Here is a 14,288-nt window from a genome sequence, read left to right as displayed (position 1 = left end):
ATCATGATGCAGACACTGCTAACCAATACCCCCCCCGTTCAGGCTGCTGCGCCTGCCGACAAGAGTGCTCAGCTCCCTCCCCCCTCCGACAGCGGTGAACCGACGCCACAGGGTGAGTCGAAAGGCGGTTTCTCCGATGCGATGGCCAAGGCCCAGGCTGAGGGTGCACCTATGACCAAGGCCGCTCAGGCCTCTCAGGCCTCTCAGGCGGCTGCGGGCGAGCCGAAGGCCGGTGGTCAGGTCGTCACTGACTCGGTGGCCGGTGACAAAGGTGCCAGTGACAAGCACGCCGATGCCAAATCTTTGGCGAATGCCACCGAAGGCTCGGCGGCCAGCGACGATAAAAAGAAAAAAATGGAGGAGGCCGAGAGCAGTGCCTCTCCCATCGATTTCTTGCAGCGTCTGCAAGATGCCCTCAAGCAGGACACCAGCCTGGTCTCCCCCGCTCCGCTCAACCTGGTTGCGACCGCGCCAGCCGTGGAAACGGACGGCAATATGTTGCCGCAAGCGGGGGAGGACGCAGAAGCGGCCGATGTGCTGGTCGGCGCGGGCGACAAGCCGCTCAGCCTGGATGACAGAAAAGCCGCAACCGGCGCAGCCTTGCAGGCACAACAGGCCGCCAGCCTGCTCAAGGGGGAAGGGGTCGAGGTGCCGGCAGCTGAGGGCGAGGCGCAAGCCATGCAGAGCGATGCTGCCGCCATGGCTGCCCAGCTGAAAGAGGCAGGCAAAGAGCCGAAAGAGGCAGGCAAGGACAAAGGGGCGGCTGGCACAGACAAAGCGGGCAAGGCCGAACTCACCGGCGCCGAGCGGGCCGCCTTGCTGAGCAAGGTGTTGCCGACCGAGGCGGTGGACAAGGCCGCCAAAGGCGAGGGGAACAAGTCCGTCGAGATCGATGCCAGCGCCAAACCCGTCACTCCTTCCATGAGCAACAAGGAGGGCGCCGAGAAGGCACATCCCCAGCGTGCTATGGAGCAGGCCGTGCCCACCCAGACGAGCGCCACCAGGGCGTTTGAAGCGGGTCAGGAGCGGACCGACACGGATACGACCCGCTCGGCGGATAGCGCTCAGACCAGGGTCGCTGCCGAGGGGGGCGAGCAGGCCCAGGCCAGGGCGACCACGGCCGCCAAGTCAGAGAGTCCGCTGGCCACCGCTGGCAGCAGCGCCACGGCGCCGGCTGCCCAGCCGCCAGCCGAACCCGTGTTGACGGCCCCGCAACAGGTGCTGGCCAGCAGTGAATCCCAGGGGCCACAGGCCTCGCTGAGCGCCTTGTCGGCCGGGATCAAGCAGATGGAGGCCAGCGAAGGCCGCGAGGCTGCCAAGGTCAGGAGCGAGGTCAAGGTGGACGTGAAGCAGAAGGTGGCCGAGTTTGGCAAAGGCAGCGTCCTCGGGACCGAGTCCAGCACCCACGACAGTAATCACAGCCAGCAGGTGCAGCAGAACAGCCAGCCCCAGGTGGCCAACAACGACAGCAAACCCACGGTCGACATAGCGGCGCGGCGCGATCCCCAGAATCTGCCCCACCTCAAGCTGGCCAACCCGGAGGCGCCGGCCCAGCTGCACCAGAAGGTGAACCTGATGCTGGCGGACAAGTTGCAGCAGGCGGAGATCCAGCTCGACCCCCTTGGCCTTGGCAAGATGAAGATCCAGATCCAGATTGGCGCCGACAACCAGGCCAACGTGCACTTCGTGGTACAACATGGCCAGACCCGCGAAATGCTGGAGCAGGCCATGCCACGGCTGCGTGATATGCTGGCCGGGCAGGGCATCCAGCTCGGTCAGACCTTGGTGCAACAGCAGCCGCAGCAACAGTCACAGGGTCAGTCGGCCTTTGCCGGACAGGGCCAGCAAGGTCAAAAAGAGAGCGGAACTTTTGCCGAAACAGGCCAAACTGAGGCAGAGGTCACGGCCGCAGGCAGTCGTTTGCTGACGGAATCGACAAACGACAGCGGAATTGATTTCTATGCTTGATGCCAGCCTGAGTAAGTTTATGATATCGAACAAGTTTGAGACTAGGGTGGACAAGGGATGGCAGATGATAACGAACTGACGCTGAAAGACCCGGCGGCAGGCAAGAAAAAGAAGCTGATCATGGTAGTCGCCCTGGCCGTGATTGTGCTGGGTGGCGGTGGTGCCGGTGCCTGGCTGATGCTGTCCGGCGGCGACAAACCGGCGGCCGAAGCCTCGGCGGAAGGGAAGGATGCCAAGCCCAAGGAGGAGGCGGCCCAGCCCTCGCTCTACGTGGGCATGCCGCGCCCCTTCGTGTTCAACGTCTCGGGTGGTCAGCGGGATCGACTGGTGCAGATCAAGATCCAGCTGATGGTGCGTGGCGCCGCCGACGAGACCCTGGCCAAGCAGAATGTCCCTCTGATCGAAGGTACCCTGCTGCGGGTCTTCAGTGCCGCTACCAGCGAGCAGCTGATGACCTTCGAAGGCAAGGAGAAGCTGCGCAAGGATTCACTGGAAGAGTGCCGTCGGGTGCTCAATGACCTGGTCTCTTCCCCCGTTATCGAACAAGTGCTGTTTACCGGCTTTGTAATGCAATAAGGGTGATGCGTGAGCGATCTGTTAAGTCAGGACGAAATTGATGCCCTCTTGCACGGTGTCGATGATGTCGAAGAGGAAGAGATAGGCGCGGCGGGAGATCCCGGCGTCGCCCAGTTTGACTTCTCCTCCCAGGACCGCATCGTCCGTGGTCGCATGCCGACCCTGGAGCTGGTGAACGAGCGTTTCGCCCGCCACATGCGGATCAGCCTGTTCAACATGATGCGCCGCACCGCCGAGGTCTCCATCAACGGCGTGCAGATGCTCAAGTTCGGCGAGTACGTCCATACCCTGTTCGTGCCGACCAGCCTGAACATGGTGCGCTTCCGCCCGCTCAAGGGCACGGCTCTCATCACCATGGAAGCCCGCCTGGTGTTCATCCTGGTGGAGAACTTCTTCGGCGGCGATGGCCGCTACCACGCCAAGATCGAGGGGCGCGAGTTCACCCCCACCGAGCGGCGCATCATACAGATGCTGCTCAAGCTGGTGTTCGAGGATTACAAGGATGCCTGGGCGCCGGTGATGGATGTGGGCTTCGAATACCTCGACTCCGAGGTGAACCCGGCCATGGCCAACATCGTCAGCCCCACCGAGGTGATCGTCGTGAGCTCGTTCCACATAGAGCTCGATGGCGGCGGCGGGGATTTCCACGTGGCCATGCCTTACTCCATGCTGGAGCCCATTCGCGAGCTGCTGGATGCCGGTGTGCAGAGCGACAAGGGTGACACGGACGTGCGCTGGAGCAAGGCGCTGCGTGACGAGATCATGGACGTCAAGGTCGAGATCAGAGCCAAGCTGCTGGAGACGGATCTGACCCTGCGCGAGCTGATGGAGCTGCGACCCGGTGACATCATACCGGTGGAGATGCCGGAGAACCTGCTGGTCTATGTGGAAGATTTGCCCACCTTCCACGCCAAGATGGGGCGGACCAAGGAGAATGTGGCGCTCAAGATTACCGACAAACTCAAACGCCCGGAAGGGGTCAAGACAGAGATGCATCTGGTGACCCGGGGCGGCATACGCATCGATGGTGAGGCCGAGCTGGAAGAGCTCGAGCGCAGCATCGAAGATCAACAGCGATAACATGGACTGCCTGTCACGACAGACGGCCACGAAGCAGCATAAGGAAGCAAGATGAGCGGAACTGATGAAGAGGATCTGATGGCGGACGCCTGGGCAGCCGCCCTGGAAGAGCAGGTGATTGCCGAAGCCAAGCCGGCTCCCCTCGAGGAGCTGACCGATGACGCCCCCATCAGTGCCGAGGAGCGGCGCAAGCTCGACACCATACTCGACATCCCGGTCACCATCGCCATGGAAGTGGGCCGCAGCCAGATCAGCATCCGCAACCTGTTGCAGCTGAACCAGGGTTCGGTGGTGGAGCTGGATAGGGTGGCGGGCGAGCCGCTGGACGTGCTGGTCAACGGCACCCTGATCGCCCACGGCGAGGTGGTGGTGGTAAACGACAAGTTCGGTATCCGTCTGACCGATGTCATCAGTCAGATTGAAAGGATCAAGAAACTCAAATGACCAGAATCATTGCGTTGACTGGTCTCATCATCAATCAGGCCGAAAGGATCAACAAAATCACATGATCCGCGCGTTCCCGTTACTGCTGTTGTCCCTCCCTGCACTGGCCAATCCCGGTGCGGGGGCCAATCCCCCCAGCCTCACCTCCTGGCTGCTCTCCAGTCTGATGGTCATAGGCCTCATCCTGGTGCTGGGCTTTCTGCTCAAGAAGAGCAAGATAGCCACCGCCATGGGCGGCGGCCAGATGCGGGTCATCGCCAGCCTGCCGGTGGGCTACAAGGAGAAGCTGCTGGTGGTCAAGGTGGGCGAGCAGCAACTGTTGATCGGGGTGACGCCACAGCAGGTCAACTTCCTCTATCGCCTGGAGGAGCCGCTGGACGAGAGCCAGCCCCAGGCGTTTTCCCAGCAGCTTGGCAAATTGATGGGCAAGCATGAAAAAACCTAACCGCTTATGGTCACAGCTCGGGCTGCTGGTCGGCCTGTTGGCATCCCTGCTCCTGTTGTCACCGCTGGCACTGGCCCAGGATGGCATGTCGGCTGTGACCATCAAGACCATGGCGGACGGCAGTCAGGAATACAGCCTGACCCTGCAAGTGCTGGCGCTGATGACGGCGCTCTCCTTCTTGCCGGCCATGGTCATCATGATGACCTCGTTTACCCGCATCATCATAGTGCTGGGCATACTGCGCCAGGCCATAGGTCTGCAGCAGAGCCCCTCCAACCAGGTGTTGATCGGCATTGCGCTCTTCATGTCGTTCTTCATCATGTCGCCCGTGCTGGATCGCATCAACAATGAGGCGCTGCAGCCCTATCTGGCCGAGACGATCCAGGCCAAGGAGGCGCTGGAGAAGGCCGAGCTGCCCATCCATCAATTCATGCTGGCCCAGACCCGGATCAAGGATCTCAACACCTTCATGGAGATAGCCAACGTACAGGTGGACAAGCCCTCTGAGGTGCCGCTGCGGGTACTGATCCCGGCGTTCGTCACCAGCGAGCTGAAGACTGCCTTCCAGATAGGTTTCATGCTGTTTCTCCCCTTCCTGGTGATAGACCTGGTGGTGGCCAGTATCCTGATGGCCATGGGGATGATGATGCTGTCGCCTATGCTGGTATCACTGCCATTCAAGCTGATGCTGTTCGTCATGGTGGATGGCTGGAACCTGATCCTGGGATCCCTCGCCAACAGCTTTGGGCTGGGGACGGGATGATGATGCTCTCTTTCAATCTCGTTCTGGTCTCCCTGCCATTTAAATTGATGCTGTTCGTCATGGTGGACGGCTGGAACCTGATCTTGGGATCCCTCGCCAACAGCGTCGGGCTGGGTGCCGGTGGTTAAGGCGGACAAACGCAAGGAGCGAATGGCATGAGTCCGGAAACCTTTATTGACGTCTTTCGCGAGGCACTCTGGCTGGTGACCGTCATGGTGTGCGCCGTGATCCTGCCGAGCCTGTGCGTCGGCCTGCTGGTGGCCATCTTTCAGGCCGCCACCTCCATCAACGAACAGACCCTGAGCTTCCTGCCCCGTCTCATCGTCACCCTGTTTGCGCTGGGGGCGGGCGCGCACTGGGGCTTGCAGAGTCTGATGGACTTCTTCCTGCTGATGGTGAGCCAGATTCCCGAGGTGGTGGGATGAGCCATGCCCGGCAAGCCTCTGGGACGTCCCCTGACGGCCCGCTGATGGCGGCATCTCATGCCACCCCCGGGGTGGTGAGATGACCTACACGACCGCTCTCATCATGGAGTGGTTGTCTTCCATCCTCTGGCCGCTGGCGCGGGTGAGCGGCCTGTTGATGGTGATGGCGGTGTTTGGCAGTCGCCTGACGCCGGCCCGTATCCGTATCGGGTTGGCGCTGGCGCTGACCTTCATGATCGCCCCCCTGTTGCCTCCCATGCCCAAGATAGAGCTGTTCTCCGTCGGCAGTTTTCTGGTGTTGGCCCAGCAGTTGCTCATCGGCATAGCGCTTGGCCTCATGACCCAGTTTCTGATGGAGAGCTTCGTGATGGCCGGTCAGGTCATCGCCATGCAGACCAGTCTGGGCTTTGCCACCCTGGTGGATCCCATGAACGGCCAGTCGGCCCCCGTGGTGGGCCAGTTCTATCTGATGCTGGCGACCCTGGTGTTTCTGGCGGTGGATGGCCACCTCATCATGCTGCGCATGGTGGTGCTGAGCTTTGATACCTTGCCGGTCTCAGATGCCGGGCTCACCCTGCCCGCCATCCGCAGTCTGGTCGGATTCCTGGGGGTCATGTACCAGGCCTCGCTGGTGATGGCGCTGTCGGCCATAGTCGCGCTGCTGCTCATCAACTTTGCGTTCGGGGTCATGACGCGGGCGGCGCCCCAGCTCAACATCTTCAGCATAGGTTTCGCGGTCAGCATGATGTCCGGTCTGCTCATCCTCTGGCTCACCATAGGCGGCTTCCTCGGCCACTTCGACTCCATGTGGGAGCGGGTGCAGGAGACCAGTTGCGAGCTCATCAACGTCCAGTGCTTCGGTGGCCAGAATGGCTGATTGCGTGCAACTGGGTAGCGAACGACTCGATGCCTTCCGGGGGCGAGCACAACTAAGCAAGCTCCCGCGTGTCGGAGGTCGGCAGCATGGCTGATACCGATCAGGAACGTACCGAACAACCCACGGGCAAACGACTGCAACAGGCCCGGGCAAAAGGGCAGATTGCACGTTCCAAGGAGCTGGGTACCGCCAGCGTCCTGCTGGCGGCCGTCTTTGGTCTCTTGATGGTCAAGGAGAGTCTGGCCGGCGCCATGGTCAAGATCCTCACCATGGGTTTCACGCTCGATCGGGACCAGGCCTTCGATCCCAATGCCATGGGGGCCATGGTGCCCGCCCTGTTGAGGGAGCTGCTGCATCCGCTCGGCCTGCTGTTCATGCTGGTGGCTATCGCCGCCTTCGTTGGCAACACCCTGATGGGGGGCATGAACTTCTCCTCCGAGGCCATGCTGCCCAAGTGGAGCAAGCTGAGCCCCTTGAATGGCCTTAAGAGGATGTTCGGGGTGCAATCCCTGGTCGAGCTGATCAAGTCTATCGCCAAGGTGGTGTTCATCACCCTGTTTGCCTGGTGGATGCTGTCGAGCCAGTTCAACCACCTGCTCAACCTCTCCCTGGAGGGCTACCCTGGCGGCATCATAGATGCGCTGGATCTGCTGCTGTGGATGCTGATCATCCTCTGTTGCGCCCTCATCCCCATAGTGGCCATAGACGTGCCGTTCCAGCAGTGGAACCACATGCGTCAGCTCAAGATGACCAAGCAGGAGGTCAAGGACGAGTTCAAGGACAGCGAGGGCAAGCCCGAGGTGAAGGGCCGGATCCGCCGCTTGCAGATGGAGATGGCGATGCGCCGCATGATGGGGGATGTGCCCAAGGCGGACGTGGTCATCACCAACCCGACCCACTACTCGGTGGCGCTCAAATACGATACCGCCAAGCCGGGGGCCGCGCCCAAGGTCGTAGCCAAGGGCACTGATGAGATCGCGATGAAGATCCGGGAGATAGCAAGGGAGTACGAGATCCCCATCATGCCTTCTCCCGGGCTCACCCGCGCCATCTTTCACTCCACCGAGATAGGTCACGAGATACCGGAAGGGCTGTTTGCCGCCGTGGCTCAGGTGCTGGCCTATGTGTATCAGCTCAAGAAGTTCCGCCGTGGCCGTGGCCGGCGCCCCAATCCGCTCGCCAAGGATCTGCCCATTCCGCCTGAATTTCGCAAATGACAAACTTCTGACACAGTCAAAATAAAATCATTTAAAATCAATGTATTGAATTGTTGGCTTGATGTTTGCTTTAATCTTGCACCAGCGGTTTGAGATTGAGAAAAAAGATGAAATTCCAGGCATCATTGGGCCGATTGAAAGAGCACAGGGGATTGCTGACCAAGGGGGTGGGGACACCGCTGCTGGTGCTGGCGTCTCTGGGTATGGTCGTGTTGCCCATACCGCCGCTGATGCTGGATGTACTCTTCTCCTTCAATATCGCGCTCTCCATAGTGGTGCTGCTGGTTGCCGTCTATACCCGACGGCCGCTGGAATTTGCCGCCTTTCCAACCGTCTTGCTGCTCGCCACCTTGCTGCGTCTGGCGCTCAACGTGGCGTCAACCCGGGTGGTCTTGCTGGAAGGCCACAACGGCAGTGCGGCGGCCGGCCATGTGATCGAGGCGTTCGGCAACGTGGTGATCGGCGGCAACTATGCCGTCGGCATCATCGTCTTTACGATCCTGATGATCATCAACTTCGTGGTGATCACCAAGGGTGCCGGGCGGATCGCCGAGGTGAGCGCCCGCTTTACCCTGGATGCCATGCCAGGCAAACAGATGGCCATAGATGCCGATTTGAACGCCGGGCTTATCAACCAGGAAGAGGCGAAGAAGCGCCGCCTGGACGTGACCCAGGAAGCCGACTTCTACGGCTCCATGGACGGTGCCTCCAAATTCGTGAAGGGTGATGCCGTCGCCGGCATCATGATCCTCTTCATCAACATCATAGGTGGCTTCATCATCGGCATGATGCAGCACCAGCTGACCTTCAGTGAGTCAGCCCAGATCTATACCCTGCTGGCCATAGGTGACGGTCTGGTGGCCCAGATCCCCTCCCTGCTGCTCTCCATTGCCGCGGCCATCATAGTGACCCGGCAGAACACGGATCAGGACATGGGCACGGCCGTGCTGGGTCAGTTGTTTGACAACCCCAAGGCGCTGATCATCTCGGCCGGCATACTGCTGATGATGGGGCTGGTACCCGGCATGCCGCACTTTGCCTTCCTGAGCCTGGGGATTCTCTCGGCTGCCGGTGCCTGGTGGCTGCTGCGCCGCGAGAAGCGGGCCGCCGCCAAGGCTGCCAAGGGCGAACTGATGCCCGCCACGACCGACCAACCCCATGAGCAGAAAGAGCTGAGCTGGGACGACGTGATGCCGGTGGACATCATAGGGCTGGAGGTGGGCTATCAGCTCATCCCGCTGGTGGATCGCAATCAGGGCGGGGAGCTGCTCAACCGGATCAAGGGGGTGCGCAAGAAACTCTCCCAGGAGCTGGGCTTTCTGGTGCCGGCCGTGCACATTCGCGACAACCTGGATCTCGCGCCCAACCAATATCGCATCACCTTGATGGGAGTCAGTACCGGCGAGGCCAATGTTTACCATGATAAGGAAATGGCCATCAATCCGGGTCAGGTGTTCGGCCAGATCCAGGGTATCGCCACCCGGGATCCCGCCTTCGGGCTGGAAGCCGTGTGGGTCGCCAAGGAGCAGGTCTCCCAGGCCCAGACCCTCGGCTATACGGTGGTGGATACCGCCACAGTGGTCGCCACTCATCTGAGCCAGATCCTCTCCAACCATGCGGCCCTGCTGCTGGGCCATGACGAGGTGCAACAGCTGCTCGACATGATAGGGAAGCATCAGAACAAGCTGGTGGAAGGACTGGTTCCTGAAGTCATCAGCATGGGTAACCTGGTGAAGGTATTGCAGAATTTGCTCAATGAAGGCGTGCCAATCCGCGATATGCGCACTATCCTGCAGACCCTGGTGGAATACGCCCCGCGCAGTCCGGATCCGGAAGTGCTGACGGCAGCCTGCCGTATCGCCCTGCGTCGCCTGATAGTGCAGGAGATTGCCGGCCCGGATCCCGAGCTGCCGGTGATCACCTTGGCACCAGAATTGGAACGTATATTGCATCAATCCCTGCAGGCAGGGGGTGGTGATGGCGCCGGCATAGAGCCGGGCCTGGCGGAGCGGATGCAACGCTCGCTGGTGGAAGCCACTCAACGACAAGAACTGGAAGGCCAACCGGCCGTGCTTCTGACATCAGGGATACTGCGCAATACCCTGGCGAAATTTGTCAAGAATGCCATTCCTGGATTACGCGTTCTGTCTTATCAGGAAGTGCCTGATGACAAGCAAATCCGCATCGTCAGTGCGGTAGGACAGAACTAGTTAGCGGAGATGACGGGTGAAGATTAAGCGGTTTTTTGCCAAGGACATGCGAACGGCTCTGGCCGAGGTCAAGGAGACTCTCGGGCCCGACGCCGTCATCATGTCCAACAAGAAGGTCACTGGTGGGGTGGAGATAGTCGCCGCTGTCGATTATCAATCCCAGGTCCCGGGACCCAAAGATGCGCCGGTTCGCCGTCAGTTGAACGATGAGAGCGTCAATATCTCGTCTGCCGGACGGCAGATGACCCGTCCTGCGCCCACCCAGGCCCAGGAACAGAACGAACACTATGCCGATACCCTGGCCGCCCTGCTGGCGCGCCAGCAGAAGTTGAACCCGGCCAATCCGGCCGGTCTCAAGGGGGCGGCACCCGTTGCCGCCGCCGGTTCAGCTCCCCGCACGCTGGCCGAACAGGGCCAGTGGGGAGCGGCTCCCGAGCCCGCCAAGCCGAAGGCCAGGGCGGCCGCTCCCGGCCGCGCTTCCCAACCCGCACAGCGGGATCCCGAGATGGAAGGGATGCGCAAGGAGATGGCCAGCATCCGCAAGTTGCTGGAGCACCAGATCTCCGGGTTGATGTGGCAGGAGGTGGAACGTCGCGAGCCGATGCGTGCGCTGCTCATCAAGGAGCTCAAGAAGATAGGCTTTGACGATGCGTTTGCCGATCAGCTGGCGGGCCTCATCCCCGAGGACATGTCCATCCATCAGGCCATGGCTCAGCTGGCCGAGGTGCTGACGGCCCAGCTCAAGATCAGCGAAGACGATATTTTACGTCAGGGTGGGGCGGTTGCCCTGCTCGGACCGACCGGGGTGGGCAAGACCACTACCATCGCCAAGCTGGCGGCGCGGTTTGCCATGAAGTATGGCGCCGAGCAGGTGGCACTCATCACCACGGACAACTACCGGATCGGCGCCCATGAGCAGTTGCAGACCTATGGTCGCATCATGGGCTGCCCGGTACGGCAGGTGAGGGATGCCGAGGAGTTGGCCACTGCGCTCTATCAGTTCCGCCATCGTCGGCTGGTACTGATCGATACCGCCGGGGTGGGGCAGCGGGATATCCGTCTGACCGAGCAGCTCGATACCCTGGTCAAGAATGCCAAGGTACGCATCCGCAGCTACCTGGTGATGTCCGCCACTTCCCAGCGTCGGGTGATGCAGGAGGCGGTAGACCATTTCCGGCGTATTCCATTAAGCGGCTGCATACTTACCAAATTGGATGAGAGTCTGAATCTGGGCGAAGTGATTAACGTGTGTATCCAGAATGCACTGCCCATCAGCTATATCACTGATGGACAAAGGGTTCCGGAAGATATTCAAGTTGCCAATGCGGCGCAGCTCGTCGGAGCTGCCATGGGCTCGCTGGAGCGGGAAACAGAAGAACCCTATTTCTGGGGTGCAGGCTTTGGCGAGGCCGAAGATTCGGAGTTTTATGAGTAACATGTATATGGATCAGGCGAGTGGTCTGCGCAAAATGCGTCAAAACAATCGAGTAAAAGTGATCGCCGTTTCCGGTGGCAAGGGTGGCGTGGGCAAGACCAACGTGACCCTGAACGTGGCTGGCGCCATGGCCGCACAAGGCAAACGGGTGATGGTGCTGGACGCCGACCTTGGCCTTGCTAACGTTGACGTCATGCTGGGGCTGCGGGTACACCGCAACCTCTCCCATGTCCTGGCTGGCGAGTGCACCATAGACGACATCATAGTCGAGGGTCCCTATGGCATGATGATAGTGCCGGCCACATCAGGCACCCAGTCCATGGTCGAGCTCTCTCCGGTGCAGCATGCCGAACTGATCCGCGCCTTCAGCGAGATGAAGACCCAGGTCGACATACTGCTGGTGGATACGGCGGCGGGGATCTCCGACATGGTGCTGAGCTTCACCCGCGCCGCCCAGGACATCATGATAGTGGTGTGCGATGAGCCGACCTCCATCACGGATGCCTACGCGCTGATCAAGATCCTCTCCAAGGATCACGGCGTGTTTCGCTTCAAGGTGGTGGCCAACATGGTGCGCAGCCTGCGTGAAGGGCAAGAGCTCTACGCCAAGTTGACCCGGGTCACGGACCGTTTTCTGGATACCTCGCTGGAGCTGGTGGCGTGCGTACCTTACGACACCAACCTGCGCGCCGCCGTGCGCAAGCAGAAGCTGATTGTCGAAGCCTTCCCCAAGTCGCCTGCGGCGCTGGCGTTTCGCGCCCTCGCCAACAAGGCGGCAAGCTGGCCCATTCCTAACCAACCCGGCGGTCATCTCGAATTTTTCCTGGAAAATTTGCTGCAAAGGCCGGTCATAGCACAGGAAGGTTCCCGTGAATAAAGCCCAAGCGTACTTGCGTCATCAGGATTCCTATGTGCTGGTCGAGCGTCATGCTCCGCTGGTGAAACGGATCGCCCAGCATTTGTTGGCTCGCCTGCCAAGCAGTGTCTTGCTGGATGACCTGATCCAGGCAGGTATGATTGGGCTGCTCGAAGCTTCCCGCAACTTTGACGGCAGCAAGGGCGCCAGCTTTGAAACTTATGCCGGGATCCGCATCCGCGGCTCCATGCTCGACGAGATACGGCGGGGGGACTGGGTGCCACGCTCGGTGCACCGCAACAGCCGCTCCATCGCCGAAGCCATCGAAAATGTTGAACAAGCGCACGGTCGTGATGCCCGTGATACCGAGGTAGCCGCCCAGATGGGGGTCAGCCTCGGCGAGTATCACGCCATGCTGCAGGATGTCTCCTGCGGCAAGATCATCGGTATCGAGGATCTGGGGGTTAGCGAGGATGTGATAGGCCACCCCGACGATGCCGCAGGCAACAGCGGGTTTGACGAGCTGGCGGCCGAGCGTTTTCAAGGCGCCCTGGCCGAACACATAGGCCGTCTGCCGGAACGGGAAGCGCTGGTCCTCTCCCTTTACTACGATGAAGAACTGAACTTGCGTGAAATAGGCGAGGTATTGAATGTCAGCGAGTCTCGCGTGAGCCAGATACACAGTCAGGCCATGCACAGATTACGCGCTCGTTTAAGAGATTGGCATGTATAAGTGTTTGTACTGGCTACACTGAAACAAAACTCTAAGGCATAATCCGCAAAACAAAACCTGCGATCTGCATCATGTAAGTGAGCCGCTATGGCGGCTATTTAGGAGGGAATTTTGGACAAGAACATGAAAATCCTCATTGTTGACGATTTTTCAACGATGCGCCGGATTATCAAGAACTTGCTGCGTGACCTGGGATTTAACAATACCCACGAAGCAGATGATGGCAACACGGCCTTGCCAATGTTGAAAAATGGTGATTTTCAGTTTGTCGTCACCGACTGGAACATGCCCGGTATGCAAGGCATTGACTTGCTCAAGGCTATTCGTGTCGATGACAAGCTCAAGCATCTGCCGGTACTGATGGTAACGGCCGAAGCCAAGCGCGAACAGATCATTGAAGCCGCCCAGGCGGGCGTCAATGGCTATATCGTCAAGCCTTTCACCGCTGCAACGCTCAAAGAGAAACTCGACAAAATCTTTGAACGAATCGGCTAAGGAGCAGCAGGGATGAAGGCCAAAACGAGTGCAATGATTTCGCTCGATCAGGCAAGGATGCTTGTTGCCCATCTTGAGCAAGGCGAATTTGAACAGGCCGATACTATCATCGCAGATGCATGTGCTCCCAATGCGGCTGCTCTGTTTGACAAAGTGGGTCAGCTGACCCGACAACTGCACAGCTCCTTACAAGATTTCCGGCTGGATTCCCGGATCCCCGACCTGGCAACCCATGAAATTCCCGATGCCCGGGAACGTCTCAGCTACGTCATCGACATGACAGACAAGGCAGCCAACCGCACCATGGATGCGGTGGAGGCCAGTTTGCCGATTGCCGACCGGCTCAATGACAACATTCAGCTGGTTATGCCCAACTGGAATGCCCTGATGAGCAGGGAGATGAATGTCGGGCAATTTAAGTCTTTATGTCACCAACTGGATGATTTTATTAAGGCTTCTGAATCTGATGCCGATAAATTACGGCAACTGCTGACAGAGATCCTGATGGCGCAAGATTTTCAGGATTTGACCGGCCAGATGATCCGCAAGGTCATCAAGTTGGTTCAGGAAGTTGAAACTAAATTAATAGAAATGCTGACTATGTTTGGTGAGGCATCTGTTGAGCATTCATCTCGCAGCCTTCCTGTAAGCGGGATTGAAGCTGAAGGCCCCATCATGAACCCTGAGACTCGTTCCGATGTGGTCAATGGTCAGGATGATGTGGACGATCTGCTGTCTAGCCTGGGATTTTAATGGAGTGACGC

At 59.6% G+C, this 14,288-nt stretch carries 15 protein-coding genes and 1 pseudogene; all 16 read left to right on the top strand.

Going from position 1 to position 14,288, the window contains the following annotated elements:
- Positions 1-3 precede the first annotated feature (3 nt).
- The 16 genes and pseudogenes from AACQ95_RS01295 to AACQ95_RS01220 all read left to right on the top strand — a co-directional run bounded on the left by AACQ95_RS01295 (position 4) and on the right by AACQ95_RS01220 (position 14,277).
- The gene (locus AACQ95_RS01295) at positions 4-1,968 is read left to right on the top strand and encodes a flagellar hook-length control protein FliK (RefSeq protein WP_241280330.1); all 1,965 of its coding nucleotides are present in this window, start codon (positions 4-6) and stop codon (positions 1,966-1,968) included.
- 57 nt (positions 1,969-2,025) lie between these two features.
- A complete protein-coding gene (gene fliL / locus AACQ95_RS01290; protein ID WP_043134688.1) occupies positions 2,026-2,544 on the top strand; it encodes a flagellar basal body-associated protein FliL in 519 nt (172 codons plus the stop codon).
- Between the two features lie 9 nt (positions 2,545-2,553).
- Positions 2,554-3,624: a flagellar motor switch protein FliM gene (fliM, locus tag AACQ95_RS01285; protein WP_043134689.1), complete on the top strand. Its 1,071-nt coding sequence runs from the start codon at positions 2,554-2,556 to the stop codon at positions 3,622-3,624.
- A gap of 51 nt (positions 3,625-3,675) precedes the next feature.
- Positions 3,676-4,068: a flagellar motor switch protein FliN gene (gene fliN, locus AACQ95_RS01280; RefSeq protein WP_017412373.1), complete on the top strand. Its 393-nt coding sequence runs from the start codon at positions 3,676-3,678 to the stop codon at positions 4,066-4,068.
- Between the two features lie 61 nt (positions 4,069-4,129).
- A complete protein-coding gene (gene fliO / locus AACQ95_RS01275; protein WP_043134690.1) occupies positions 4,130-4,513 on the top strand; it encodes a flagellar biosynthetic protein FliO in 384 nt (127 codons plus the stop codon).
- Positions 4,500-5,276: a flagellar type III secretion system pore protein FliP gene (gene fliP / locus AACQ95_RS01270; RefSeq protein ID WP_043555972.1), complete on the top strand. Its 777-nt coding sequence runs from the start codon at positions 4,500-4,502 to the stop codon at positions 5,274-5,276. Before fliO ends, fliP begins: the two co-directional genes overlap by 14 nt.
- Positions 5,270-5,404, top strand: a pseudogene (locus tag AACQ95_RS01265) (flagellar type III secretion system pore protein FliP); the annotation flags it as partial. The gene fliP and the pseudogene AACQ95_RS01265, both read left to right, overlap by 7 nt.
- 27 nt (positions 5,405-5,431) lie before the next feature.
- A complete protein-coding gene (fliQ, locus tag AACQ95_RS01260) occupies positions 5,432-5,701 on the top strand; it encodes a flagellar biosynthesis protein FliQ (RefSeq protein WP_098984607.1) in 270 nt (89 codons plus the stop codon).
- 79 nt (positions 5,702-5,780) lie between these two features.
- Positions 5,781-6,578, top strand: coding sequence for a flagellar biosynthetic protein FliR (gene fliR / locus AACQ95_RS01255; protein ID WP_098984606.1), 798 nt, complete (start codon positions 5,781-5,783; stop codon positions 6,576-6,578).
- A gap of 86 nt (positions 6,579-6,664) precedes the next feature.
- Positions 6,665-7,795: a flagellar biosynthesis protein FlhB gene (gene flhB / locus AACQ95_RS01250; RefSeq protein WP_098985195.1), complete on the top strand. Its 1,131-nt coding sequence runs from the start codon at positions 6,665-6,667 to the stop codon at positions 7,793-7,795.
- A 107-nt stretch (positions 7,796-7,902) separates the two neighbouring features.
- Positions 7,903-10,005 carry a flagellar biosynthesis protein FlhA gene (gene flhA / locus AACQ95_RS01245; RefSeq protein WP_098984605.1) on the top strand — a complete coding sequence of 701 codons (2,103 nt, stop codon included), beginning with the start codon at positions 7,903-7,905 and terminating at the stop codon, positions 10,003-10,005.
- 16 nt (positions 10,006-10,021) lie between these two features.
- Positions 10,022-11,440, top strand: a complete 1,419-nt coding sequence (flhF, locus tag AACQ95_RS01240; protein WP_241280326.1) for a flagellar biosynthesis protein FlhF — start codon at positions 10,022-10,024, stop codon at positions 11,438-11,440.
- A 1-nt stretch (position 11,441) separates the two neighbouring features.
- Entirely contained in the window at positions 11,442-12,317 is an 876-nt protein-coding gene (locus tag AACQ95_RS01235; protein ID WP_042872011.1) for a MinD/ParA family protein, read from the top strand.
- A complete protein-coding gene (locus AACQ95_RS01230; protein ID WP_043134697.1) occupies positions 12,310-13,029 on the top strand; it encodes an RNA polymerase sigma factor FliA in 720 nt (239 codons plus the stop codon). Before AACQ95_RS01235 ends, AACQ95_RS01230 begins: the two co-directional genes overlap by 8 nt.
- Before the next feature lie 123 nt (positions 13,030-13,152).
- Entirely contained in the window at positions 13,153-13,524 is a 372-nt protein-coding gene (gene cheY, locus AACQ95_RS01225; protein ID WP_005298814.1) for a chemotaxis response regulator CheY, read from the top strand.
- 12 nt (positions 13,525-13,536) lie between these two features.
- On the top strand, positions 13,537-14,277 hold the full coding sequence (locus AACQ95_RS01220; RefSeq protein WP_043134698.1) for a protein phosphatase CheZ: 741 nt from the start codon (positions 13,537-13,539) through the stop codon (positions 14,275-14,277).
- Positions 14,278-14,288 lie beyond the last annotated feature (11 nt).

Source organism: Aeromonas sp. MR19 (genome assembly GCF_963899305.1).
GTDB classification, from domain to species: Bacteria; Pseudomonadota; Gammaproteobacteria; order Enterobacterales; family Aeromonadaceae; genus Aeromonas; species Aeromonas bestiarum.
This window is presented reverse-complemented; position numbering and strand designations above follow the sequence as displayed.

What these genes read in the sequence shown, in the direction of transcription:
- AACQ95_RS01295 (WP_241280330.1), top strand. Translation starts at nt 4, where the DNA reads ATGATGCAGACACTGCTAACCAATACCCCCCCCGTTCAGGCTGCTGCG.
- fliL (WP_043134688.1), top strand. Translation starts at nt 2,026, where the DNA reads ATGGCAGATGATAACGAACTGACGCTGAAAGACCCGGCGGCAGGCAAG.
- fliN (WP_017412373.1), top strand. Translation starts at nt 3,676, where the DNA reads ATGAGCGGAACTGATGAAGAGGATCTGATGGCGGACGCCTGGGCAGCC.
- fliO (WP_043134690.1), top strand. Translation starts at nt 4,130, where the DNA reads ATGATCCGCGCGTTCCCGTTACTGCTGTTGTCCCTCCCTGCACTGGCC.
- fliP (WP_043555972.1), top strand. Translation starts at nt 4,500, where the DNA reads ATGAAAAAACCTAACCGCTTATGGTCACAGCTCGGGCTGCTGGTCGGC.
- fliQ (WP_098984607.1), top strand. Translation starts at nt 5,432, where the DNA reads ATGAGTCCGGAAACCTTTATTGACGTCTTTCGCGAGGCACTCTGGCTG.
- fliR (WP_098984606.1), top strand. Translation starts at nt 5,781, where the DNA reads ATGACCTACACGACCGCTCTCATCATGGAGTGGTTGTCTTCCATCCTC.
- flhB (WP_098985195.1), top strand. Translation starts at nt 6,665, where the DNA reads ATGGCTGATACCGATCAGGAACGTACCGAACAACCCACGGGCAAACGA.
- flhA (WP_098984605.1), top strand. Translation starts at nt 7,903, where the DNA reads ATGAAATTCCAGGCATCATTGGGCCGATTGAAAGAGCACAGGGGATTG.
- AACQ95_RS01235 (WP_042872011.1), top strand. Translation starts at nt 11,442, where the DNA reads ATGTATATGGATCAGGCGAGTGGTCTGCGCAAAATGCGTCAAAACAAT.
- cheY (WP_005298814.1), top strand. Translation starts at nt 13,153, where the DNA reads ATGAAAATCCTCATTGTTGACGATTTTTCAACGATGCGCCGGATTATC.
- AACQ95_RS01220 (WP_043134698.1), top strand. Translation starts at nt 13,537, where the DNA reads ATGAAGGCCAAAACGAGTGCAATGATTTCGCTCGATCAGGCAAGGATG.